Source organism: Massilia sp. FBCC-B171, from assembly GCF_059134155.1.
Genome location: NZ_CP101443.1, coordinates 2,357,013 through 2,380,859 on the forward strand (window position 1 = coordinate 2,357,013; position 23,847 = coordinate 2,380,859).

At 66.1% G+C, this 23,847-nt stretch carries 20 protein-coding genes and 2 pseudogenes; 14 read left to right on the forward strand and 8 right to left on the reverse strand.

What is annotated here, in order from left to right:
• Positions 1–109: 109 nt before the first annotated feature.
• A pseudogene (locus NMB41_RS10735) lies at positions 110–484 on the forward strand (TonB-dependent receptor plug domain-containing protein); the annotation flags it as partial.
• Positions 485–1,410: 926 nt separating this feature from the next.
• Positions 1,411–2,262, forward strand: a complete 852-nt coding sequence (locus tag NMB41_RS10740; protein ID WP_494382435.1) for a TonB-dependent receptor domain-containing protein — start codon at positions 1,411–1,413, stop codon at positions 2,260–2,262.
• A 4-nt stretch (positions 2,263–2,266) separates the two neighbouring features.
• Here NMB41_RS10740 and NMB41_RS10745 read toward each other — a convergent pair whose 3' ends face one another.
• Positions 2,267–3,094: a metallophosphoesterase gene (locus tag NMB41_RS10745; RefSeq protein WP_494382436.1), complete on the reverse strand. Its 828-nt coding sequence runs from the start codon at positions 3,092–3,094 to the stop codon at positions 2,267–2,269.
• Between the two features lie 159 nt (positions 3,095–3,253).
• On the opposite strand from NMB41_RS10745, the gene NMB41_RS10750 reads away from it, so the two are divergent.
• Complete coding sequence (locus tag NMB41_RS10750) at positions 3,254–5,554, forward strand: FdhF/YdeP family oxidoreductase (RefSeq protein ID WP_494382437.1); 2,301 nt, start codon at positions 3,254–3,256, stop codon at positions 5,552–5,554.
• Positions 5,551–6,411, forward strand: a complete 861-nt coding sequence (gene fdhD / locus NMB41_RS10755; RefSeq protein ID WP_494382438.1) for a formate dehydrogenase accessory sulfurtransferase FdhD — start codon at positions 5,551–5,553, stop codon at positions 6,409–6,411. The genes NMB41_RS10750 and fdhD overlap by 4 nt, the downstream gene beginning before the upstream one ends.
• 133 nt (positions 6,412–6,544) lie before the next feature.
• On the opposite strand, the gene NMB41_RS10760 is transcribed toward fdhD, so the two are convergent.
• From NMB41_RS10760 to NMB41_RS10770, 3 genes are all read right to left on the reverse strand, one after another.
• A complete protein-coding gene (locus tag NMB41_RS10760) occupies positions 6,545–8,557 on the reverse strand; it encodes a putative bifunctional diguanylate cyclase/phosphodiesterase (protein ID WP_494382439.1) in 2,013 nt (670 codons plus the stop codon).
• Entirely contained in the window at positions 8,554–9,093 is a 540-nt protein-coding gene (locus tag NMB41_RS10765; protein ID WP_494382440.1) for a heme NO-binding domain-containing protein, read from the reverse strand. Before NMB41_RS10765 ends, NMB41_RS10760 begins: the two co-directional genes overlap by 4 nt.
• Positions 9,094–9,261: 168 nt before the next feature.
• Positions 9,262–10,230: an HDOD domain-containing protein gene (locus NMB41_RS10770; RefSeq protein ID WP_494382441.1), complete on the reverse strand. Its 969-nt coding sequence runs from the start codon at positions 10,228–10,230 to the stop codon at positions 9,262–9,264.
• A gap of 161 nt (positions 10,231–10,391) precedes the next feature.
• On the opposite strand from NMB41_RS10770, the gene NMB41_RS10775 reads away from it, so the two are divergent.
• Genes NMB41_RS10775 through NMB41_RS10785 form a run of 3 tightly spaced genes read left to right on the forward strand, consistent with a single transcriptional unit; the run spans position 10,392 to position 12,660 of the window.
• Positions 10,392–11,921, forward strand: coding sequence for a S41 family peptidase (locus tag NMB41_RS10775; protein ID WP_494382442.1), 1,530 nt, complete (start codon positions 10,392–10,394; stop codon positions 11,919–11,921).
• Positions 11,922–11,923: 2 nt separating this feature from the next.
• Positions 11,924–12,214 (forward strand): hypothetical protein, encoded by a 291-nt coding sequence (locus NMB41_RS10780; RefSeq protein WP_494382443.1) that lies wholly within the window; start codon positions 11,924–11,926, stop codon positions 12,212–12,214.
• Positions 12,211–12,660, forward strand: coding sequence for a YbbD-related protein (locus NMB41_RS10785; protein ID WP_494382444.1), 450 nt, complete (start codon positions 12,211–12,213; stop codon positions 12,658–12,660). Before NMB41_RS10780 ends, NMB41_RS10785 begins: the two co-directional genes overlap by 4 nt.
• A 17-nt stretch (positions 12,661–12,677) precedes the next feature.
• Here NMB41_RS10785 and NMB41_RS10790 read toward each other — a convergent pair whose 3' ends face one another.
• From NMB41_RS10790 to ppsR, 3 genes and pseudogenes are all read right to left on the reverse strand, one after another.
• Complete coding sequence (locus tag NMB41_RS10790; RefSeq protein WP_494382445.1) at positions 12,678–13,367, reverse strand: EAL domain-containing protein; 690 nt, start codon at positions 13,365–13,367, stop codon at positions 12,678–12,680.
• Positions 13,368–13,593: 226 nt separating this feature from the next.
• A pseudogene (locus tag NMB41_RS10795) lies at positions 13,594–13,812 on the reverse strand (CSS-motif domain-containing protein); the annotation flags it as partial.
• 64 nt (positions 13,813–13,876) lie between these two features.
• Positions 13,877–14,725: a posphoenolpyruvate synthetase regulatory kinase/phosphorylase PpsR gene (ppsR, locus tag NMB41_RS10800; RefSeq protein ID WP_494382446.1), complete on the reverse strand. Its 849-nt coding sequence runs from the start codon at positions 14,723–14,725 to the stop codon at positions 13,877–13,879.
• Positions 14,726–14,982: 257 nt separating this feature from the next.
• Between ppsR and ppsA the strand changes: the two genes are divergently transcribed.
• From ppsA to NMB41_RS10825, 5 genes are all read left to right on the forward strand, one after another.
• Positions 14,983–17,346: a phosphoenolpyruvate synthase gene (ppsA, locus tag NMB41_RS10805; protein ID WP_494382823.1), complete on the forward strand. Its 2,364-nt coding sequence runs from the start codon at positions 14,983–14,985 to the stop codon at positions 17,344–17,346.
• A gap of 112 nt (positions 17,347–17,458) precedes the next feature.
• Positions 17,459–17,839: a hypothetical protein gene (locus tag NMB41_RS10810; RefSeq protein ID WP_494382447.1), complete on the forward strand. Its 381-nt coding sequence runs from the start codon at positions 17,459–17,461 to the stop codon at positions 17,837–17,839.
• 43 nt (positions 17,840–17,882) lie between these two features.
• Positions 17,883–18,305 carry an NfeD family protein gene (locus NMB41_RS10815; RefSeq protein ID WP_494382448.1) on the forward strand — a complete coding sequence of 141 codons (423 nt, stop codon included), beginning with the start codon at positions 17,883–17,885 and terminating at the stop codon, positions 18,303–18,305.
• Positions 18,306–18,344: 39 nt separating this feature from the next.
• Positions 18,345–19,265 carry an SPFH domain-containing protein gene (locus tag NMB41_RS10820; protein WP_494382449.1) on the forward strand — a complete coding sequence of 307 codons (921 nt, stop codon included), beginning with the start codon at positions 18,345–18,347 and terminating at the stop codon, positions 19,263–19,265.
• Positions 19,262–20,071: an SDR family oxidoreductase gene (locus tag NMB41_RS10825; RefSeq protein WP_494382450.1), complete on the forward strand. Its 810-nt coding sequence runs from the start codon at positions 19,262–19,264 to the stop codon at positions 20,069–20,071. The genes NMB41_RS10820 and NMB41_RS10825 overlap by 4 nt, the downstream gene beginning before the upstream one ends.
• A 52-nt stretch (positions 20,072–20,123) precedes the next feature.
• Here the strand turns inward: NMB41_RS10825 and NMB41_RS10830 are convergent, their stop codons facing one another.
• Positions 20,124–22,307, reverse strand: coding sequence for a TonB-dependent receptor (locus tag NMB41_RS10830; RefSeq protein ID WP_494382451.1), 2,184 nt, complete (start codon positions 22,305–22,307; stop codon positions 20,124–20,126).
• Between the two features lie 106 nt (positions 22,308–22,413).
• On the opposite strand from NMB41_RS10830, the gene NMB41_RS10835 reads away from it, so the two are divergent.
• Both NMB41_RS10835 and NMB41_RS10840 read left to right on the forward strand, forming a co-directional pair.
• On the forward strand, positions 22,414–23,583 hold the full coding sequence (locus NMB41_RS10835) for a PepSY-associated TM helix domain-containing protein (protein ID WP_494382452.1): 1,170 nt from the start codon (positions 22,414–22,416) through the stop codon (positions 23,581–23,583).
• Positions 23,580–23,750: a hypothetical protein gene (locus tag NMB41_RS10840; protein ID WP_494382453.1), complete on the forward strand. Its 171-nt coding sequence runs from the start codon at positions 23,580–23,582 to the stop codon at positions 23,748–23,750. Before NMB41_RS10835 ends, NMB41_RS10840 begins: the two co-directional genes overlap by 4 nt.
• The last annotated feature ends 97 nt before the right edge of the window (positions 23,751–23,847 follow it).

The following is a 23,847-nucleotide window of genomic DNA, read 5'->3' on the forward strand; positions in this document are numbered from 1 at the left end:
AAATTGCTAGCAAGTGGCAATATAAACTTCCAATTTAACTTTACAAATTGCTACTCTCTGGAATATAGTCGTGCGCACACCGCGTATAACGATCTCTGGAGAGTGAAACATGCCCCTGCTGCGCCCGCACTATCTCGCCTTACTCGCCGCCGCTCTGTCAGCCCAGGCCGGCGCCCAGCAAGCCGGCACCGCGGCGCCCATCGCCCAGGTCGAGGTGAAAGGCGGGGCGGACAGCTACAACGCGCGCCGCGACGACACGGCTGCCCGCATCGTGGTGGGGCGCGAGGAAATCGCGCGCTACGGCGACACCAGCGTGGCCGACATCTTCAAGCGCATTCCCGGCGTGACGCTCACCACCGGCGCCGGGCGCAGCATCGAAGTCAGGATGCGCGGGCTCGGGCGCGGCTACACCCAGATCCTGGTCAACGGCGAGCGCACCCCGGCCGGCTTCGCGCTCGACTCCCTCTCGCCCGACCTGATCGAACGTATCGAAGTACTGCGCGTGGCGAGCGCCGAGTTTTCCGCCGAGTCGATGGCCGGCACCATCAACATCGTGCTGCGCAAGGCGGCGCGCAAGCGCCAGCGCTCGGCCAAGCTGGGCTACCTGGCAGCCAGCGACTTCCGGGGACCGAACTTCAACGCCGAACTGGGCGACCGCGGCGAACGTTCCTCGTACGCCTTTACCGCCAGCGGCAACCACGACACCCTGGACCGCGAAGCGTACGGCGTGGAGGAAAACCGCGCGCCAAGCGGCAGCGTCGACCTGCTGCGCACAACCGTCGTGCCCGAGCGCGGCCACACCAACCGGTTCAATCTCGCCCCGCGCTTGAACTGGACGCTCGATAACGGCGACACCATCGCCTGGGAAAGCATGGGCAACGGCACCAGCTTTCGCAACCATGCCCAGCCCTTGATCACGACCCTGGCCGGCCCGGCGCCGCAAGTGCCTGACCTGCAGACCTTCGGCGAGATGGACGACAGGATGATCAAGTCCGACCTGCGCTGGAACCGCAAGACGGCCTCCGGGCTTGAACTCGACCTGAAGTTCGGCGCCGAATGGTCGTCGCGCAAGATGTTCGTCAAGCGTCTCGGCTTCGACGCCGGCGGCAGGCTGGAAACCGACGGCAGCACGCTCACGGACACCCACGCCAGGGGCGTCAACACGACCGGCAAGGCGACCTACACGGCGGGCGGCGGGCACCTGCTGGCGCTGGGCTGGGACATCCGCGTCGACGACAGCGACGATATCCGCGTCGAGCGCGACCGCGTGCGCGTGCTGCCGCCTGGTGTGCTTGACGAACGCTTCCGCGCGCAGGCCAGCCGCGCCGCCGTGTACGTCCAGGACGAGTGGACCCTTGGGCCCAGTGGTCGGTCTACCTCGGCACGCGCCTTGAAGGCGTGCGCACGCGTGTGCTCGGCAACAGCTTCGCGCCGGCCCGCGTCACCTCGAGTGTCCTCAGCCCGATCGTGCAGACCCTGTACAAGCCTCCCGGCGGGAAGGGCGACCAGCTACGCCTTGCGCTGTCGCGCACCTACAAGGCGCCGGACCTGTTTGCCATCGTGCCGCTGCGCAGGGCCTGGGAAAACAACAGCGCCACCGAGGCCGACTATCAGGGCAACCCGGACCTGAAGCCCGAACTTGCCTGGGGACTGGACGCGGCCTGGGAGCATTTCTGGGCCGAGGGGGCGATGCTGTCGGTCAGCGGCGCCGTGCGGCGCATCGACGACTACACCAGCAACCGCATCTATTTCGACGGCGCGCGCTGGATCTTCACGCCCGCCAACGAGGACCGGGCGCTCATGCGCAGCATCGACGTGGAGAGCAAGTTCCCGCTCAAATCGGTGTGGGCGGGCGCCCCGGCGATCGACCTGCGCGCCAGCGTCAGCCGCAACTGGTCGCGCGTGGACTCGGTGCCGGGGCCGGGCAACCGCATGGAACAGCAGGTGCCGCTGAGCGCGAACGCCGCCATCGACTACAAGTCGGGCGCGCTCACCACGGGCGGCAGCGTCGCCTACCGGCGCGGCGGCAGGGTGCAGGTAGCCGCTGAGCGGGGCTTCTATCGCGCCTCGCGCAGCGAGCTCGATGCCTATGCGCTGTGGGCCTTCAGCCCGAACACGCAGCTGCGGGTCGCGCTTGCCGACACGCTGGGGGATAACGTGTTCGGACCGGATTACACCGACCCGGCGCGCGGGGTGGAAACGCGCCGCTGGCGCTATCCAGGCGGCGTGCGCGTGCGCAGCACCCTGGAAATGAAGTTCTGAGCGCTCAGCACTCGATGACGAGACCGGGCCGGAACCCTTCCTGCTCGCCCTTGGAGAGGTAGCCGAGCGGATTGGCGACAACGCGGCAGGACCAGGCGCGGCCATCTTCCACGCCGCTCTCAACGTAGTCGTTCAGGCAGTGCAGGTGGCCGTGCAGCCACAGGTCGGCCAGCGGGAACAATTCGTCGAGGGCATTGCAAAAGCCGGCCGTGCCGGGCGTGATGCCATAGCGCGGATCGGCGCTTTTCAGGCTGGGCGCGAAATGGGTAACCGCGACCGTCACCCCGTCGTGGGGAACGGCCAGGGCCTCACGCAGCCATTCCTGGCAGGCTAGCGACATGGCGCGCCAACCCTCGGCCAGCACCGGCTCGCCATCCCGCAGGGTCGTGTTCTTGCCGAGGTAGTAGTTGGCGGCGCGCTGGGCTTTTTCGCGCAGCTGCAGCTGTTTGGTCAGCTCGTGGCCCGCGGCCAGCGCATCGAAATCGGCCCAGAGGGTGGTGCCGATGAAGCGCACGCCATCGATGAGGACCGTCTCGCGGTCGAGCCAGGTGATCCCCAGGCGCGCGCAGGTGGCGCGCAGGCGATCATAGGTTTCATCGAACTCCAGGCCGTCGAACTCGTGGTTGCCGGGGATGTAGAGCACCTGCGCCTGCGTGGCGCCGAGGGCGGGTGCGAAGCGTTCGAGGCCGAAGTCGGTGCCGCCCAGGCGCGAACTTGCCTGGTAAGAGCCGATGTCGCCGGCCAGGACGATGACGTCGATGCCGGGCGCCAGCGCGGGCTGGAAAGCCGGATAGCGTTCGAGGTGGAGGTCGGAAAACAGCTGTATGCGCATGGCGGCAGTATAGCCAGATTGGCCGGGCCGTGCCGGCGCTGGACGCGACCCGGTCCTGACCCGCCCTTTGGCTGGCGTCGCGGCGCTGCGTGCGCAAGCGCACAGAGGCCAGCCGCCCCAAGGCGCTAGGGTGCAGGATCGTTCAGCGCAGGGGGTCTCATGAGCAAGGATTCTGGAAACGTACGTATCGAACCGGCGACCATGCCGGCCGGCGGCTGGGGCTCACTGAGCGAAGTGGCGCATGTGCTGTTCGACCAGCGCCCGGGAGTCAAGGACAGCGCGCTGCTGCTCAAGCAGAACAAGCCGGACGGCTTCGCCTGCGTCAGCTGTGCCTGGGCCAAGCCGGCCAACCCGCATCCCTTCGAATTTTGCGAAAGCGGCGCCAAGGCCACCGCCTGGGAAACCACCAGCAAGGCCATCGGCGCCGACTTTTTCGACCGATACACGGTGACCCAGCTGGAAGCCTGGAGCGACCACGCACTCGAGGACCAGGGGCGCCTGACGGTGCCGCTGCGCTGGGACGCCGCCAGCGACAAGTACCGCCCGATCGCCTGGGAGGCCGCCTTCGCCGAGATCGGCGCGGCCCTGCGGCAAGCCGAGCGCGACAAAACCGTGTTCTACAGTTCCGGGCGCGCCTCGCTCGAGACGTCCTATATGTACGCGCTGCTGGCGCGCATGTACGGCAACAACAACCTGCCCGACAGCTCCAACATGTGCCACGAAAGCACCTCGGTGGCGCTGCAAAAGACCATCGGCGACGGCGTCGGCACTGTCTTGCTGGACGACTTCGAAGCGACCGACTGCATCTTCTTCTTCGGCCAGAACGTGGGCGTGAACAGCCCGCGCATGCTGCACCAGCTGCAAGCGGCGAGGAAGCGCGGCGTCCCGATCATCACTTTCAATCCCCTGCGCGAACGCGGCCTGGTGAGTTTCACCAATCCGCAGTCCCCAAGCGAAATGCTGACCGGGCAGGAGACGGCCATCAGCACCCAGTACCACCAGGTCAAGCCCGGCGGCGACACGGCCGCCATCATGGGCCTGTGCAAGGCGATCCTGGCGCTGGACGACGCGGCGGTGGCCAGCGGCGCGGAGCGTGTGGTGGACAGCGCCTTCCTGGACGCGCATACGCACGGCCTGGAAGACTTCCTGGAATCGGTGCGTGCCTGCGCCTGGCCGGACATCGTGCGCGAGTCGGGCCTGAAGCAGGCGGCGCTGGAAAGCGCGGCCTGGGTATATGCGAAGGCCAAGGCAGTGATGGGCGTCTACGGGATGGGCCTGACCCAGCACCGCAACGGCGTGCAGAACGTGGCGATGGTGGTGAACCTGCTGCTCCTGCGCGGGAACATCGGCAGACCTGGCGCCGGCATCTGCCCCGTGCGCGGGCATTCGAACGTGCAGGGCCAGCGCACGGTCGGCATCACCGAAAAGCCGGAGCTGGCCCCGCTCGACAAGCTGCAGGAACAATACGGGTTCGAACCGCCGCGCAAGAAGGGCATGAACACGGTCGAGGCCTGCGAAGCGATCCTGGCGCGCAAGGTGCCGGCCTTTGTCGCCCTGGGCGGCAATTTTCTCCGCGCCGTGCCCGAGACCGTGCTGATGGAAGCGGCCTGGCGCGAGCTGCCGCTCACCGTCCAGATTTCGACCAAGTTGAACCGCAACCACGTCATCCACGGCAAGGCCTCCTACATCCTGCCCTGCCTCGGGCGAATCGAGGTCGACCGCCAGCTTGGCGGCGAGCAGAGCGTCACCGTCGAGGACAGCACGGCCTGCATCCACGGTTCGCGCGGGATGGCGGAACCGGCATCCACCCAGCTGCTGTCTGAGCCGGCCATTGTGGCCGGCATCGCCAAGGCCACCCTGGACCCGAATCCGCGCGTCGACTGGGATGCCTGGGTGGCCAACTACGGCGGCATCCGCGACGCGATCGAAGCGACCTATCCCGACATCTTCCCCGACTTCAATGCGCGCATGTGGACGCCGGGCGGCTTTCGCAAACCCGTCGGCGCCGCCGAGCGCAAGTGGAAGACCGAGAGCGGCAAGGCCAATTTCACGGTGCCGGAAGGCTTGCCGGGCGACCCGGACCTGACAGGAGGACCGGCCACGATGCGCCTGTTCACGGTGCGCAGCGACGGCCAGTTCAACACCACCATCTACAGTTTCGACGACCGCTTCCGCGGCGTCTACGGCAGCCGCATGGTGGTCTTCATGGGCCGCGCCGACATGGCCAAACGTGCGCTGGCCCAGGGCGACCTGGTCACGCTGCGCTGCGCCAGCGACGACGGCGTCGAGCGCAAGGTGGAAGGGCTCGCGGTGGTGCCCTACGATATTCCGGAAGGGACGATCGCCGGCTATTTCCCCGAATGTAATCCGCTGATCCCGCTCTGGCACCATGCGAAGGAAAGCCAGGTGCCGGCCGCGAAAGCGATCGACGTGCTGGTCGAACGCGGGAGCGGATCATGAACGCGGCCGAAGCCTTCCTCGGCGCCGCCCCGGAGGGCACGCGGCGCCTGGCTGCGAGCCGCTGCGCGGGCGAAGCGGCAGAAGAAGGCAGCGAACTGGTGGCCGACGAGGCGCCGGTGGCCCTGGTCTACAACGGCATCACCCACGCCGTGATGCTGGCCTCGCCGCTCGACCTGGAAGACTTCGCGCTGGGCTTCACGCTCGGCGAGCGCATCGTGCGCCAGGCGCGCGACGTCTACGACATCGAGGTCGGACACACGCCGCGCGGCATTGCGATCGATATCCGGATCGCCTCGGGCGCCATGGCGCGCATGAAGGGCGCGCGCATCGCCCGTACCGGCAAGACCGGCTGCGGCCTGTGCGGGGTCGACAGCCTGGACTACTTCGAGCAGGAAGCCTGCCTGCCCGACCCGCGCACGCCGCCTGCGGCGCCGGCAGCTAGCCGCATCGAATCGGGCGCGCTGGAACGCGCGATGGCGGAAATGGCCGCGCGCCAGCAGCTGCACCAGGCCACCGGCGCCGTGCATGCCGCCGGCTGGGCCGCGCTCGATGGCGAACTGCTGATGGTGCGCGAAGACGTCGGCCGCCACAATGCGCTCGACAAGCTGGTCGGCGCGCTGGCCAGGGCTCGGATGGCGCCGGAAGATGGCTTTGCGGTCGTGACCAGCCGCGCCAGTTTCGAGATGGTGCAAAAAGCGGCGCGCGCCGGCTTCGGCCTGCTCGCCGCGATCTCGGCGCCGACTGCGCTGGCCGTCAGGATGGCCGAGGGCGCCGGGTTGACGCTGGCCGGGTTTGTGCGCGGTGGACGGTACGTGGTCTACAGCCACCCGCAACGTCTGCTTTCACCTGACACGTAGGGTGGGCACTCGTGCCCACGCGGTGGAGCGCATGATGGTCGAGATCCAACCCACGTTCGGCACCGTGGGCGTATTAAATTTCTCCGCGTGGTATCGGCCGGTGAACCGCGTGGGCACGAGTGCCCACCCTACCTTACCGAATGCGTTCTGCGCTTTGCACCGCCAAGGCTTCCGTCGCCGCCACGCTGTCGAGCGGGCGGAAATAAAAATACCCCTGCACGAAGTCGCTGCCCATCTCGCGCAAAATATCAAGTTCGGCCAGCGTCTCGACGCCCTCGGCCACCACTTCCAGGCCCAGCGTGCGCGCCAGCATGACCACGACTTCGGCGATCTGGCGCTTGTCGCCGTGGCTGTCCATGGCGCTCACGAACGAGCGGTCGATCTTGAGGGTGTCGATCGGCAGGCGCCGCAGGTGGCTGAGCGACGAGTAGCCGGTGCCGAAATCGTCCAGCGAGAGGCGCACGCCGAGCGCCTTGAGGTCCTTGAATACGGTCAGCGCATGCTCGGCGTCTGCCATCACGGCGCTTTCGGTCAGTTCCAGTTTCAGGCTGCCGTGGGCGATGCCTGACTCGGCCAGCACGCGCGTGACCACGTCCACCAGTTCGCCGCCCGCCAGCTGGGTGGCCGAGACGTTCACGCTCATCGAGAGGGCGGGGTCGCCGGCCAGTTGCCAGACGCGCAGCTGGCGGCATGCCTGTTCCAGCACCCAGCCGCCGATCCGGACAATCAGTCCCACTTCCTCGGCCACCGGGATGAATTCGACGGGCGAAATCATGCCCAGTACCGGATGGCGCCAGCGCAGCAGCGCTTCGAAGCCGCGGATCACGCCGTCCTGCGGGGTGATGATGGGCTGGTATTGCAGGTAAAGCTGGTTCGTCTCCACAGCCAGGCGCAGCTCGGCTTCGAGCGTCAGGCGGCGCAGGGCGCCTTCCTGCATGGTCTGGTCGAACATCATCCAGCGCGCGCGGCCGTTCTGCTTGGCGTGGTACATCGCGATGTCGGCGTCGCGCAGCATGTCGTGGACGTCGGCGTAGCCGCTCGAACTGAGCGCGATGCCGATGCTGGCGGTGACGTAGACCTGCTGCTGGCCGATCAGGAAGGGCGTGGCCAGCGCCTTGAGCAGGCGTTCGGCAACCCGGATCGGGGTCGCCGCGCTGTTGACGTGGTCGAGCAGGATGGTAAATTCGTCGCCGCCCAGGCGCGAGACGACATAGCCGGCGTCCTGGGCGTCGCGTGCGACCAGGTCGTTCTGGCGCAGGCAGGCGCGCAGGCGCTCGGCGGTGGCGACGATCACCTGGTCGCCGGCCTGGTGGCCGAGGCCGTCGTTGATCGCCTTGAAGCGGTCGAGGTCGACGAACAGGACCGCGAACTGGTAGTCCGGGATGCGCTGCGAGCGCACCATGAAATGTTCGAGCCGGTCGAGGAAGAGCTTGCGGTTGCCGAGCTGGGTCAGGGGATCGTGCAGCGCGTCGTGTATCAGCCGGTCCTGTGCGCGGCGGCGTTCGATCACGCGCCCGAGCTGGGTCCCGACCTGGGCCATCAGGCGCAGCATCGATTCCTCCGGGGTCTGCCGCTCGCGGCTGAAGAATTCGAGCACGGCCACCACCTCGTGGCCGATCACGACCGGGAATGCAAACAGCGAGGCCAGGCCGAGCTGCACCAGCAGCGGCAGGCGCGGGTAGTCGTCGGCAGTGGCGGCGTCGGCATTGGCCCAAGTGGGCAGGGCGCTGCGTACTACCTGGCCCGGCAGGCCGACGTCGTGGCCGAAGGCGATGGTTTCGGACAGATTGCGCAGGGCGTCGAAGCGGCCCTCGCTCTCGTCGTGCCAGACCGCCGTGGAGTCGAGCGCCTCGCCCTCGCCCCGCACCAGCAGCAGGTGGCCGAGCGGCCAGCCGGTATAGCGGCATACCGCATCGAGCGCGCGGCGCATGGCGTCGTCCACGCTGGCCGCTTCGTTGGCGGCCACCGCGATCTGTTCGAGCAGCTTGAGTTCCTGCTGGCGCTGGAACAGGTCGCGCAGGCCGCGCTCGGCGATGGCTTCGGCTTCCTGGCGCGCCGCGGTTTCGCGGCGCAGGCGCCGCTGCAGGCGCGCGATCTCGGGATCGGGCACCGGATCAGGCGCTGCGGCGGCCTCGTTCAGCGTCATGCGCGAAACTTGACGTGGAAGCTGCACTTGGCGGCGCCATGGTGCATGCACTGCGGCTGGGTGATCTCGGCCTGTTCGCCGAAGTGTTCGGCCGCGCCCTGCATGAAGCCTTCGGCCAGGGCGCACAGGCGGCGCGCCGAGTTGTAGCCGATGACGAGCTGTCCGCTGTCGGCCGTGTCGAAATCGAAGACCGGCGGGCTCGCGCCCGGATACAGCTTGCGTACTTCCGGGTGGATGATGTTGTTGAGCGTGAGGAGGAAACTGCGCGTGTCCGGATGGCCGGCGAAGAAGCTCGGGTAGCGCTGTGCCAGCAGCGGCATGGCGCGCCGCCCGAACCAGCGCAGGACGTCCTGCTCGGGGATGTTCAGTGCGGCCGACGCAACGCCGACCAGGCGCAGGATTTCGGCATCGTCATAGCTGCCCAGCGAGGTATAGGCGCCGTCCAGGCCGGCGTCGTCGAGCAGGCGGTCCCAGGTGTCGTCGCCGAACTCGGTACTGACCGCCTCTTCCAGCAGATTAAAAACAATGCCCTTCATACTATTTCTTCCATGTAAATTTTAGTGATATTTCACAATGCGGATTTTACACGGGCGCGCCGCTGTTGATGCATGCTGCATGAAATTGGCAGGGACAAATAAGGGACCGCCGCGAGGACACAACACGGTTGTTGCCCGTTTGCAACGCCTGCGTCGGCCTGCTCCTATTCAGCCTTCGTCTTCATCGCGCAGTTTGTCGAACACGGCCAGCGCCGTCTCGCTCAGGCCGTCGACAACGAAGGGATCGTCCGGCGCATACTCGGCCGCGTCGACCAGGATACGCAGCTTGGCCAGGCGGTCGCCCAGGGCCAGCGCCTGGGCCGGCGCCGGAGCGTCAAGCTGTCCGGCGCTGCCGATGGCGTCGCAGACGGCTTGCGGAAAATCCCACAAGGCGGCGATGCGCCTCGACAGGATGCGCGCCTGCGTAAACAGGCCGGCCACGAATGGGTCGGAGCCGGGCAGGGCCTCGCCCGTGCAATGCTGGTCGATCAGGCGAAAGGCCACGACCAGGCCGACGTTTTCCATCAGGCCGGCGAGATAGGCGTCGAAGGCGTTCGCGCGCAGGCTTGGTGCGAGCAGGCTGGCGGCCAGGGCGCACTTTTCGGACTGGCGCCAGATCAGGGGGGCGGCGCGTTTGGCCAGCCGGCTGCTTTGCATGCTGACGATGGGGCGAAACGCCACGCGCGCCAGCAGCATGCGCATGCCGTTCTGGCCGAGCAGCATGATGGCGCCTTGCATGCTGCTGATCGGCGGGCCGGAATGGTAGCGCGGCAGGTAAGCCGGCCGGTTCGCCTCGCGGTAGACCTCGGCCACCAGCACCATGTCCTGGCTGAGCTGGCGCGACAGCTCAGCGGCGTTCATGTCCTCGCCCTGCAGGGTGCGCATCAGTTGCGGAATGATTTCGGGTACGCGCGGCACCAGGGCGGCGCCCGCCACCGGGGATTGCGCCAGGCGCGCCAGTTCGGCCAGGATGGCCACCTCGGTCTGCGGCGTGGCGCGCGGCGGGCGCGCCTGGGCCAGCCAGCGGTAAAAGACGGCGTCGATCTCGGCGCCGGTCGCCGCTACCCCCTCCGGCGCGGCCCCTGCCTCCGCGGCCGGGGCCGCGTCCGCTTTTTTTAATTTGTCCAGCCAACCCATTGCATGCTGCCCTTAGAAAGTGTCCCGCCGATTTTACATGAGGGAGGGCGCGCAGGCTGACGCCGCGGCCACACAGGCCGCTCCACGCCCGGAACTTGTTGCCTAATTGGAATTAACTGATTTATGATTTGATAACTTATCGAACCTGCTACGGATCCTCCATGCGCGCGACCCGAATTTTCCACCTTTACGCCAGGCGGCTGGCCGCCCTCGGACTGGCCGCCCTGGCTGGCGGCGCCTGGGCCGCGGCGCCCGCGCTGCCGGACTCGCCCCAGGCCTGGCGCGCGGCCGCGCAAGCCGACATCGAGGCGGCGGTGCAGGTCACGCGCGAAAACCATCCGGGCGCGCGCGACCCGCACAACCCGCGCTTTCTCGCCAACCTGGACGCGGCGCGCCTGCACGGCCTGGCATTGGCCGCGAAAGTGAACGACGCCGCCGGCTACACCGCGGCGGTCGAGGGTTTCAACGTGCGCATCGGCGACGGCCACGCCGGGATCCGGGCACGCATCGACAAGTCGGCGCGTCCGCCCACGCGCTGGCCCGGCTTCATCACGGTCTGGCGCGGCGACGCCCTGTATGTGCATTCGTCGCAGGCCCCGGAGGTCGCGGTCGGCAGCAAGCTGCTCGGCTGCGACGGCCGGACCGGCGAGCAGCTGGTGCGCGAGAACGTCTTCAGTTTCGAGGGCCGCGTCGGCGAGGCCGGGCAATGGTGGTCGGACGCGCCGAATTTGTTCATCGACACCCACAATCCCTTCATCACGCTGCCCCGGCGCTGCCGTTTCGAGTTCCAGGGCGCGGTGCGCGAACACAGGCTCGCATGGCGCGAACTGGACGCCGAAGCCCGCCGCCTGTGGGTCGACAGCGAGAGCGGCGACGCGCGCCCGGTCGGCATGTTTGAAGCGCGCAAGAACCTGGCCTGGGTCTCGATGCCGACCTTCCACCCGAACGAGGAAGAACGCGCCACCTACCGCGCCCTGACGCGCGATGTCGAGACCAACCGTGCGCGCTGGCTCGCTTTCGACGCAGTCGTGATTGACCTGCGCAAGAACGGCGGCGGCTCGTCCGCCTGGAGCGTCGATTTTGCGCGCGCCCTGTGGGGCAGCGAACGGGTGCGCCAGGCGCGCTCCGCCTTCTCGGGCAAGTCCGAAGTCTGGTGGCGCGCCTCGCCCGCCAACACCGAATATGTGTTTTCGATGGCGCAGACCCTTGCCGGCCAGGGCAGCGAGGACATGGCCGCCTGGGCCCGCCGCAATGCCGAAGGCATGCGCGCGGCGCTGGCGCGCGGGGATGATTTCCACGTAGAGAAAAGGGATCCTGCCGCGGCCGCGCCGGACGCGCTTGAGGCGACGGCGTCCTTCACGCGGCCGGTGTATGTGGTCGTGCCGGGCAACTGCGTCAGCGCCTGCCTTGACGCGCTCGACGTCTTCACGCGCTTCCCGAACACGACCCTGATCGGCGCGCCGAGTTCGGCCGACTCGACCTACATGGAAGTGCGGCGCCATCCGCTGGCCTCGAACCTGGCGGTGGTGATCGTGCCGAACAAGATGTACGTCAACCGCGGCCGCGCCAACGGCCAGATTTACCCCGCGGCTATCGAGGTGCGCGACGTCGCCTGGTCGGTCGAGACCCTGTTGAAGACGGTCGAAGCGGATCTGGCGCGCCACACCCATCCAACCACGACGACGAGGTAACCGTGCTTCTCCACCGTTTGCGCCTCCATTTCTCCAGGCTGCTCCTTGCAGGCCTTCTTGCTGCCCCGATCGGCCCGGCATGCGCCGCGGCGGCCGCTGCTCCGGTGGCATTGCCCACGACCCCAGAGGCCTGGCGCGCCGCGGCCCGTGTCGACATCGAGGCCGCCGTACAGATCACGCGCGCGAACCACCCGGGTCCGCTTGACCCGCACAATCCGGGTTTCGCGCTCCACCTGGAAGCGGCGCGCCGTCACGGGCTGGCGCTGGCGACGGTGCCGGCAAGACGAGAATGAAAAAACTGTTCAGGTACCTGGCGATCACTCTCTCGACCGTGATTGTCTGCGGCTTGTTATTCATTGGTACCGCGGCCTGGCTATTTGCTCCCAAGATCGAGCGTTTCGCGTCTTACGGCCAGCTTCAACAATCCGGATTGATCGAAAAAGGCTGGATTACCGGCTTCATACCGCAGGATGCCTACGCTATCGTCCACACGCATGATCTGGATAACAACGAGGCAGTGACGGAGTTTTCATATACGTCTGCCTTGCGCGCCAACCCCGGCGAGAACTGGCAGCCGGTGTCGCAGGCGGCGCTCGGCAGACGCGCCGCCGACGGGTGGGAATTCAAACATGGACCAGACATCCGCTACTTCGCGATGGCCGGCCCGACGATGGACGAATTTGTGGCCATCGATGCGAACAGCAGGCGGGTCTTGCACTGGGTTTCCAACAAACGATAAACAGCCGTGCCAGGCGATCAGTACTCGCGCCGATCCGATCCGGCCGCTGCAGACATGCGGTTTGCCGCATTCGCCGGCATCTGGGCCACCACGCTTTCTTCCCTGAACATCCGGCTCACTTCCCCAAACGACATCGGCTTGCCGAACAGCCAGCCCTGGGCGTACTGCACGCCTTGCTCCTTCAGGAACTCGGCCTGGGCCGCGAGCTCGACGCCTTCGGCGATCATTCGCAGGTTCAGCGAACCGGCCATCGCGATGATATGCGGCACCACCTGGTTGGTGGGCGCCCTGGTGCCGATCGCCTCGACGAAGGAGCGGTCGATCTTGAGAATGTCGAGTTCAAGCGATTCCAGGTAGGAAAGGCTCGAATAGCCGGTGCCGAAGTCATCGATGGCGACTTCGTAGCAGCGCTCACGCAGTGTCTCGATGGTGGGACAGGCGGCCGTCATGTTGAGAAAGCCCCGTTCGGTAATCTCGATCAGCAGGTTGCCGGGCGCGGCCCGCGTGTTAGTCATGAAGCGGTCGAGGAGGGGAACCGTGCCAGGCGAGTGCAAATCGGCGGCGGAGATGTTGATGGCGACGTGGAAACCGGGATGATTTGCAAGAAAGTGCCCGGCATCGCGTTCCACCAGCTCCAACACTCGTTCGGTCAACTGCGTGATGACGCCGCACTCTTCGGCCACTGTAATGAACAGATCCGGCGCCATCAGGTCGCCGGTCGAGCGGCGCCAGCGCAGCGCATGGCCAGCGCATCGGTTCGCTCCTGCACATACGCGGCGGGCACTCAGGGCCGTTACCGGGCGAACGGTCGACCTGTAACAGGCCAAGCGCCATCTGCGATATCGGCGTCCAGGTGGCAAGCGGCAGGGCCTTGTGCACCAGCACCGCAAAGCCGTCACGCTCAAGCGCGAACAGGGGACTCCTGCCCGCCGCGTCGAGTGGAATGTGCGAGTAGATGACGACGCCGGTCGGGGTGACAAAGGTGGGCTGGCCGAGTTTGAAAGCGGCGGGCCCCATGGACGAGCAGCCGATGACGCCATCGCGCACGCGTCCGACGCCCTGGATGTAGGGATAGCTGAGATTCAGGCGGCGCATCAGCGCCAGTTCCGGCGCTGAACATGGCGCGTGGCCGGCGCAGGCCAGCGCGGAAATCGTTGCGTCGGCCTGGCGGGTGCTCTCGTCGGGTCAATTCCGTGACTGGCGCAAGCGTTTCGGGTCAGTACTCGCGCCGGTCCGGCTTGATCTCCTGCAGCACCGTCGTCGCAATCTCTTCAATCGACTTGGTGGTCGAGGACAGCCAGCGGATGCCTTCGCGCTTCATCATCATTTCCGCTTCGGCTACTTCATAGCGGCAGTTCAGGATCGAGGCGTATTTGCTGCCGGCGCGGCGCTCCTCGCGGATCTGGGCCAGGCGCTCCGGTGCGATCGTCAGGCCGAACAGCTTGTGCTTGAAGGGCGGCAAGGACGACGGCAGCTTGCCGCGCTCGAAGTCGTCGGGAATGAGCGGATAGTTGGCCGCCTTGATTCCGTACTGCATCGCCAGATACAGGCTGGTCGGCGTCTTGCCCGAGCGCGAGACGCCCACCAGGATGACGTCCGCCTCGGCCAGGTTCTTGTGCGACTGGCCGTCGTCGTGCGCCAGCGAAAAGTTAATGGCTTCAATCCGGTTCTTGTATTCCTCGGAGTCGACCACGTTGTGGATGCGGCCGATCGTGTGCGTCGACTTCACGCCCAGTTCCATTTCCAGCGGCGCAACAAAGGTCTGGAACAGATCCATGTGCATGCCGTTCGAGCCGCGGATGATGCCCGACAGGTCGTGTTTCACCAGGGTCGAGAACACGATCGGGCGTTCGTTATTGGCCGCGTAGTGTTCGTTGATGCGGCGGGCCGCGTCTTTCGCCTTCTCGAGCGTGTCGATGAAAGGGATACGGATCTGGCGAAAACGCATCTCGAACTGCGAGAGCACCGCGTGGCCGAAGGTCTCGGCGGTAATGCCGGTTCCGTCGGAAACAAAAAACACCGTGCGGGTGCTTGGGGGGAGTGGAGGCCGGCCTTCAACTGTCATGGTATTTTTTTAACAAATGCTGTCGGGTTTGCAGTGATGTGCGATGTGAATTCGAGGCACACGGGGTAGAATGCTCGGCAACGGATTTTCCATTGTGCTGCACGGCGACCAGAATAACAAGAACACTCGCCTCCGGCACCGGTACAGATTTCTATCATCAAGTAAGGTGTTTTATTATGACTAACCTGTCTAATGCAGCATTGAAAGACCCCGAGCAAGGCGCCAGCGTCTACGTCGCCCCGTTCGAGAGCCTGCGCATGACCGATGTCGAATCGGTCGGCGGCAAGAATGCTTCGCTCGGCGAAATGATCAGCCAGCTGGCCGAAGCCGGCGTGCGCGTGCCGACCGGCTTCGCCACCACGGCCCAGGCCTTCCGCGACTTCCTCGAGCATTCGATCGATGGCGGCGCGCCCCTGGCCGAGCGCATCGCGACCCGCCTGGAACACCTCGACATCGACGACGTGCGTTCGCTGGCCGTGGCCGGCGCCGAGATCCGTCAGTGGATCATCGACACCCCGTTCCAGCCGCGCCTGGAAAACGAGATTCGCGACTTCTACGAGCGCCTGGTGCTTGAGTCCACGGCAGAAATGTCCTTCGCCGTGCGCTCCTCGGCCACCGCCGAAGACTTGCCGGACGCCTCGTTCGCGGGCCAGCAGGAGACCTTCCTGAACGTGGTCGGCATCGACAACGTGTTAGAGGCGATGAAGCATGTCTTCGCTTCGCTCTACAACGACCGCGCGATCTCCTACCGTGTTCATAAAGGCTTTACCCACGCGGAAGTGGCCCTGTCGGCCGGCGTGCAGCGCATGGTGCGCTCGGACCTGGGCGCCGCCGGCGTCATGTTCACGATCGACACCGAGTCCGGCTTCAAGGACGTCGTCTTCATCACCTCGAGCTACGGCCTGGGCGAGACCGTGGTGCAGGGCGCGGTCAATCCGGACGAATTCTACGTCCACAAGCCGATGCTCGAACTGGGCAAGTCGCCCGTCATCCGCCGCAACATCGGCTCGAAACTGATCAAGATGGAGTTTACCAGCGAAGCCAAGGCCGGCCGTTCGGTGAAGACCGTCGACGTGCCGATCGAACTGCGCAACCGTTATTCGCTGACCGACGCCGAAGTCGTCGAACTCGCAAAATACGCCGTCATCATCGAGAACCACTACGGCCGTCCGATGGACATCGAGTGGGGCAAGGATGGCCGCGACGGCAAACTCTTCATCCTGCAGGCGCGTCCTGAAACGGTGAAGTCGCAGCAGAAGTCGACCGACGCCCAGCAACGCTTCAGCCTGAAAGGCACCGGCACCGTGCTGACCCACGGCCGCGCCATCGGCCAGAAGATCGGCGCCGGTCCAGTGCGTGTGATTACCGACCCGGCCGACATGGAACGCGTGCAGCCGGGCGACGTGCTGGTGGCCGACATGACCGACCCGAACTGGGAACCGGTCATGAAGCGCGCCTCGGCAATCGTCACCAACCGCGGCGGGCGTACCTGCCACGCAGCCATCATCGCGCGCGAACTGGGCGTGCCGGCGGTTGTGGGTTGCGGCGACGCGACCGATATCCTGAAGGACGGCACCTTCGTGACCGTGTCGTGCGCCGAGGGCGACGAAGGCAAGATCTACGACGGCCTGCTGGAAACCGAGATCACCGAAGTCTCGCGCGGCGAACTACCGCCGATCAAGACCAAGATCATGCTCAACGTCGGCAACCCGCAGCTGGCGTTTGATTTCCAGTCGGTGCCGAACGGCGGCGTGGGCTTGGCGCGCCTGGAATTCATCATCAACAACAACATCGGCGTGCACCCGAAGGCCATCCTCGAGTATCCGAACATCGACGCCGACCTGAAGAAGGCAGTCGAGTCGGTCGCGCGCGGCCACGCCTCGCCGAAGGCCTTCTACGTCGACAAGCTGGCGGAAGGCGTGGCGACGATCGCCGCCGCCTTCTGGCCAAAACCGGTCATCGTGCGCCTGTCCGACTTCAAGTCGAACGAGTACAAGAAGCTGATCGGCGGTTCGCGCTACGAGCCGGACGAGGAAAACCCGATGCTGGGCTTCCGCGGCGCCGCGCGCTACCTGGCCGAAGACTTCGCCGAAGCCTTCGAGATGGAATGCATCGCCATGAAACGCGTGCGCGAAGAGATGGGACTGACCAATGTCGAGCTGATGATTCCGTTCGTGCGCACTCTCGGCCAGGCCGAGAAAGTCATCGGCCTGCTGGGTAAATATGGCCTCAAGCGCGGCGAAAACGGCCTGCGCGTCATCATGATGTGCGAAGTGCCGTCGAACGCAATCCTGGCGGAGCGCTTCCTCGAGCACTTCGACGGCTTCTCGATCGGTTCGAACGACCTGACCCAGCTGACCCTGGGCCTGGACCGCGATTCCGGCATGCCGCTGCTGGCCGCCGATTTCGACGAGAGCGATCCGGCCGTGAAAGCCATGCTGTCGCTGGCGATCAAGGCTTGCCTGGCGCAGGGCAAGTACATCGGCATCTGCGGCCAGGGGCCGTCGGACAATCCGGACTTCGCCCAGTGGCTGGTGGAGCAGGGCATCGAGTCGATGTCGCTGAACCCGGATTCGGTGATCGATACCTGGCAGAAGCTGGCCGCCATGAAAGTGAATTAAAATAGCTCAAAGGCAACAAAAAGCTTGACTCGGCGTCGGAACGGGTTAGACTTTTGCAAACCCTCGCCACCCCTGCGGTGGCGGGGGTTTTTCATATCGACTGGAGAATCCCATGCGTCCTGGTTCCATCGTGCTTGCCTTGACAGGCCTGCTGCTTTCCACCACCGTACTCGCCGCCGACCCGGGTTTCTGCCACTCGGTTTGCGACAGCGAACGCCGCGCCTGCAAGGCGGACGTGCAGCAGCTCGCGGCGGAAGACGGCGAGGGCCTGCTCGTGATGCAGGAGCGTAACCAGCTGGCGCGCACCGCCGCCAAGACCGGCGCGCCGACCTCGGAAGCGGTGCGCAGGGGGGAACACTCGGCGGTGCAGAATCGCCGCATCCAGCGCACGGAAGCTTGCGTGAGTACCTGGCAGCGCTGCGAACGCGCCTGCAAGGCGCCCGAGGCCAAGGCCCCGGTGTCGCCTGTCCTCTCCCCGCGCAAGAGCGGATGAACACCTACCGGGTTATTGTCGTCGGATTGATCGGGAGAGCAAGATGTCGGACTGGATGAACTGGCTGGTGGGGGCGGGAATCCTGGTGATTGCCGAACTGTTCACCGGCACCTTTTATTTGTTGATGATCGCCATCGGACTGGCCTTCGGCGGCATTGCCGCCATGCTGGGGGTGAGCGGGCCGATCCAGACCCTGGTTGCGGCCGGCGTCGGCCTGGTTGCCACGGCCGTCCTGCACCGCAGCCGTTTCGGGCGGCCGGCCAAGAGCAATGCGACGCGCGACCCGAACGTCAATCTCGACATCGGCGCACGCGTGGCTGTGCCGCACTGGCAGGAAGGTCGCGCCCGCGTGATGTACCGCGGCGCGCTGTGGGATGTCGAACTCGGTCCGGGTGCGCAGCCCGAAGCGGGGGAATACCGGATCGTCGAGGTACAGGGAAACCGCTTGATCGTCGCGAATTCATAAGCAACGCTAATATTGATTACTCATCTACAAGGGATGCTCATGGAATTCTCGTTCGAAATAGTCGCGCTCGTCATCTTCGTCATCGCGATGGTCTTCGTCTTCAAGACGATCAATGTCGTGCCGCAGCAGCATGCCTGGGTGGTCGAGCGTCTCGGCAAATACCACGCGACGCTGGCGCCGGGCCTGAACATCGTGATCCCCTTCATCGACCGCATCGCTTACAAGCACGTGCTCAAGGAAATCCCGCTCGACGTGCCGCCCCAGGTCTGCATCACGCGGGACAACACCCAGCTGCAGGTCGACGGCATCCTGTATTACCAGGTCACGGACGCCATGCGCGCTTCCTACGGCGCCTCGAACTATGTCCAGGCCATCACCCAGCTCGCGCAAACCACGCTGCGCTCGGTGATCGGCAAGATGGAACTCGACAAGACCTTTGAAGAGCGCGACCACATCAACACCACCATCGTCAACGCGATCGACGAGTCGGCCGCGAACTGGGGCGTGAAAGTGCTGCGCTACGAGATCAAGGACCTGACGCCGCCGGCCGAGATCCTGCACTCGATGCAGCGCCAGATCACCGCCGAGCGCGAAAAGCGCGCGCTGATCGCCGCCTCCGAAGGCCGGCGCCAGGAACAGATCAACATCGCCAGCGGCGAACGCGAAGCCTCGATCGCCCGCTCCGAAGGCGAGCGCCAGGCCTCCATCAACCGCGCCCAGGGCGAAGCGAGCGCCATCGTCGCGCTGGCCGAAGCAAGCGCCACCGCGCTGCGCCAGGTTGGCGCGGCTATCCGCGAACCGGGTGGCGAAGACGCGATGAATTTGCGCGTGGCCGAGCATTACGTGGACGCCTTCGGCAAGCTTGCCAAGACGAATAATTCGATCATCGTGCCGGCTAACCTGGGCGAGATGAGCGGGCTGATTGCCAGCGCGCTGCAGATCGTGAAGGCCCAGAAATGAAGCGCGTTATCGTAATTACCGGCGCCTCGGACGGCATCGGCGCCGAGATGGCGCGCCAGCTGGCGGCGAAAGAGGGCGCCAACGTCGCACTGGTGCTGGCGGCGCGCAACGCTGCCCAGCTGGAAGCGGTCGCCGCCGAATGCGTGGCGCATGGCGCGCAGGCGCTGGCGGTGCCGACCGACGTCTCGGTGCAGATCCAGTGCCGGCGCCTCGTCATCAGCGCGGTCGAGCGCTTCGGGCGCATCGACGCGCTGGTCAACAATGCAGGGCGCTCGGCGCATGCCCTCTTCGAAGAGGTCGAGGACCTCGGCTGGTACGAAGAGCTGATGCGGGTGAACCTGTGGGGCGCGGTCTGGTGCACGCAGGCGGCCCTGCCGCACCTGAAAACGGCGCGCGGCAGCATCGTGGCGGTGTCCTCGCTGGCGGGCCTGATCGGCGTGCCGGGACGCACGGCCTACAGCGCCACCAAGTTCGCGATGACGGGCTTTTTCGAGGCGCTGCGGGCGGAAGTCAAAGGCGCGGGCGTGAGCGTGACGACTGCCTATCCGGGCGTGGTCGCTACTCAGATCCGCTACCGCGGCTTCAACGCCCAGGGCGAGCCGCTCGGTAAGAGCTCGCTGAAGGAAGAGGGTGCGATGAGCGTGGAAGAATGCGCGCGCCTCATCATCGAGGGCATGAATGGGCGCAAGCGCGAAGTCGTGATGACGTCCAAGGGCAAGCTCGGGCGCCTACTGAAACTGCTGGCGCCGGGGATGGTGGAGAAGATGGCCATGGCGGCCGTCAAGGACGAGGCAAGGCCGCACTGAGCCTCACTATCGTAGAGTGGGCACTCGTGCCCACTCTACATCAACGCCGCAATCAGAAGTCGACCGACCCCGAGAAGGTCAACGTCCGCGGCGCACCCGCCACCAGATAGCCCGCCCCCGGATAACCGCCTGCCGAAGCCCAGTAACTGCGGTTGGCGACATTGTCGACCCGCGCACGCAGGGTCACGTCGCACTCGAAGGCGCGCGTCATGAGGGTGGCGCCGATGTCCAGGCGCGTCCAGGACGGCAGATGCTGCTGGTTGGCGCCGTCGGCGTATTGCTTGGCGGTGTAGAGCGTGCGGGCGTTGAGCGACAGGCCCGGCATGCCCGGCACGCTCCAGTCCGCGCCCAGGTTGAACTGGGAGCGCGGCACGCCGATGGCCTCATTTCCTTCGTTGATATTGCCCTGGGTCTCGCGCTGCTCGGCGTCGAGCAGGGTCAGGCCGCCCAGCAGGCGCAGGCCCTTGGCCGGCATGCCGAACACAGACAGTTCCACCCCGCGGTTGCGCTGCTCGCCAAACACGCCGAAGTGGCCGTCCTGCACAAAGGCGCTCGGCTGCGCCGTGACGAACAGGGCCGCGCTCATGCCCAGTTTGCCGGTGTCGACCTTGACGCCGATTTCCTTCTGGCGCGAGCGGTAGGGCGCGAAGACGGCGCCCTGGTTGTCGATGGGGGTGGCGCCGGCGGCGGCCTCGGGGCCCTGCTGCAGCGCCTCGATATAGTTCGCGTACAGCGACACGCCCTTGACCGGTTTATAGACGATGGCGGCCACTGGTGTGTTCGCGCTTTCCTCGTACTGGGTCAGTTCGCTGCCGGTCTGGTAGTTGTAGCCGTAGTCGCGGATGCGCTGGTGGCGCAGGCCGAGGGTGACCAGCACCTTGTCCTGGGCGAAGGAAAGCGTGTCGGCCACGGCCGCGCTGGACAACACGGTCTTGCGCGTGACGCGCGGCGCGTTCATGTCGCCGCCGTCCGGCCAGGGGAAGAAGGCCGGCGCATCCACGGGGACTGGCCGGTAGAGATTGTTCGGCTGGCCCAGGCTGAAGGCATAGGCGTTCTTCGATTCGGAATGAAAGCCCGACACCGTCGCCGCCAGCGAGTGCTTCACGGGACCGGTAAAGAGGGAGCCGCGCACGCCGAGTTCGCCCGTCTGGACGCTGTCTTCGCGCACATTGTCGAAGCGGCTGAGGTTGCCGTCGCCGTTTGCCGCACCGACCGTCACCTGCGCCAGCACGTTCGCCTCGTTGCCCTTGCGCGCGCCCAATGCCGCCCAGGCCACCGCATCGCCGCCCAGGTCAGCCTCGGCACGCAGGGTGCCGAAGGTGTCGCGTTCCTTCGAGTAGGTCCATGGCTGGCCCCAGTTGCTGCTGGCGCGCGGCGCGGCGACAATCGCCACGCCCTGGTCCACGGTGACGCTCGGACGCGCGTTCTCTAACTTGTGGTTCTGGTAGCCGGCGTCGGCCGAGACCCGGAAGCCCTGGCCCCGGTAGTCGGCGCCGACCGAGAACACGGACAGTTCGCGCTCTTCGGCGTCGACCGCCGTTTCGCCCTCGCGCCGCACGGCGTTCACGCGCAGGCCGGCACGGTTCTCGGGGCCGAAGCGGCGGCCGATGTCGACTGCGCCATACACCTGGCCGCTGCTCTCGCTGCCGAGCGTGACCTGGTTCAGAGGCGCATTCGGCGCGCGCTTGGGCAGCAGGTTGATCATGCCGCCGATCCCGCCGCCGCCGGGCGCCGCGCCATTCACGAAACTGTTCGCGCCGCGGAAGACTTCGACGCGCTCGAGCAGTTCGGAGGCGACGAACTGGCGTGGCAGCAGGCCGTACAGGCCGTTATAGGCCAGGTCGTCCGAATTGACCGCGAAGCCGCGGATCACGTACAGCTCCTGGTAATTGCCGAAGCCGCGCGCCACGCGCACCGACGGGTCGTTCTGCACCACGTCGGCCACGCTCTTGGCCTGCTGGTCCTGGATCAGCGCGTGCGTGTAATTGGTGGTGTTGAAAGGCGTGTCCATCATGTCGACATTGCCGAGCAAGCCGAGGCGGCCGCCGCGCGCCACCTGGCCGCCGGCGTAGTCGCTGGGCAGGCCCTGGGCGGAAGCGTCGGCCGAGGCGGTGACGACGACGGTCTGGATCGGCTGGCCGGTGGTGTCTGGCACGGTTTGCGCCGTAGCGTGGCCGGCAGCGAACAGGCCGGCGGCGAGGGCGAGGGGAGTGAGGGAGAAGCGGGGCTGGATCATGGTTGTTCAAGTCAAATGAGAATAATTATCATTATTATGAACCCAAACGCTTGCAGCTGTAAATGAGAACCATTATTATCTGGGCTCATCCTGGAAACCGCATCCCATGTCATCGCAATCCCTACGCCGCTGGAGCTGGATCCACAAATGGAGCAGCCTGGTCTGCACCGTCTTCATGCTCCTGCTGTGCCTGACGGGCCTGCCGCTGATTTACCACCACGAAATCGGCCACCTGCTGGGCAACGACGTCGAGGCGCCCGTGCTCGGGCCGGGTGCGTCCCGTGCCAACCTCGACGACGTGATCGCCTCAGGCCGCGCCCTGTACCCGTCCAAGATCATGATGTACATGTCGCAGGAGGCGGACGAGCCGGACATCTGGAACGTGACCCTCGGCGACCATCCGACCGACGAAGACTACAAGCCGATTGCGGTCGACGCGCGCACCGCGAAAGTCATCACCGAGCCCGCCTTCGAAGGCGGCGCCTTCATGTCGACCATGTTCCGCCTGCACGTCGACCTGTTCGCCGGCCTGCCCGGTAAACTCTTCCTCGGCTTCATGGGGCTGCTGCTGATCGTCGCCATCGTCAGCGGGGTGGTGCTGTACGCGCCCTTCATGCGCAAGCTCGAATTCGGCACCGTGCGCCACGGCAGGACCAGCCGGCTGAAATGGCTCGACCTGCACAACCTGCTGGGCATCGTGACCCTGGTCTGGGCCCTGGTCGTGGGCGCGACCGGGATGGTCAACACCTGGGCCGACGTGCTGCTGAAATACTGGCAGGCGACCGAGATCGCCGACATGCTCGAACCCTACAAGGGCGCCGCGCCGCCGGCCAGGCTGGCGTCGATGGACGCGGCCGTCAAGCGTGCGGAAGCCGCCGCCCCTGGCATGGCGGTGGCCTTCGTGGCCTTCCCCGGAACGCCGTTCGCCAGTCCCCATCACTACGGCGTCTACATGCGCGGCAACGAAGCCTTCTCGTCGCGCCTGTACAAGCCGGTGCTGATCGACGCCCAGACCGGCGACATCACCGACCAGCGCGACCTGCCCTGGTACCTGACCGCCTTGCTGATCTCGCAGCCGCTGCACTTCGGCGACTATGGCGGCGGCTGGATGCAGTTCCTGTGGGCGCTGCTCGATGTCGCGACCATCATCGTGCTGGGCAGCGGCTTGTACCTGTGGGTGCAGCGCGGGCGCGCGGTGAAGCGGCATGCGGCGGCCGTCACGGGAGCGGCCGGCACGCCGACTCCAACGCTGGCGCGTTCGGGAGAACGGCCATGAAAGGCGGCGCCATGCAGCTGTGGTTCATGCCGGTCCTGCTCGGCGTGCTGACCACGATTGGTCTCGTCAGCGCGCTGCTGGGCGACGGGATCTGGGACATCGTGTCCGCTTTCGCGCTCGGCGCGCCGGTCATCGCCGGGGCCTGGTACGGCCTGCGCCGGCGATGACTGAAGACTTCCTTAAGTTGCCAAAGGCTTAAGCATTGCCAAAGTATCGCCCGGTATAAGGTGGCTACCTACCACACCACACCACACCGGGAGACTG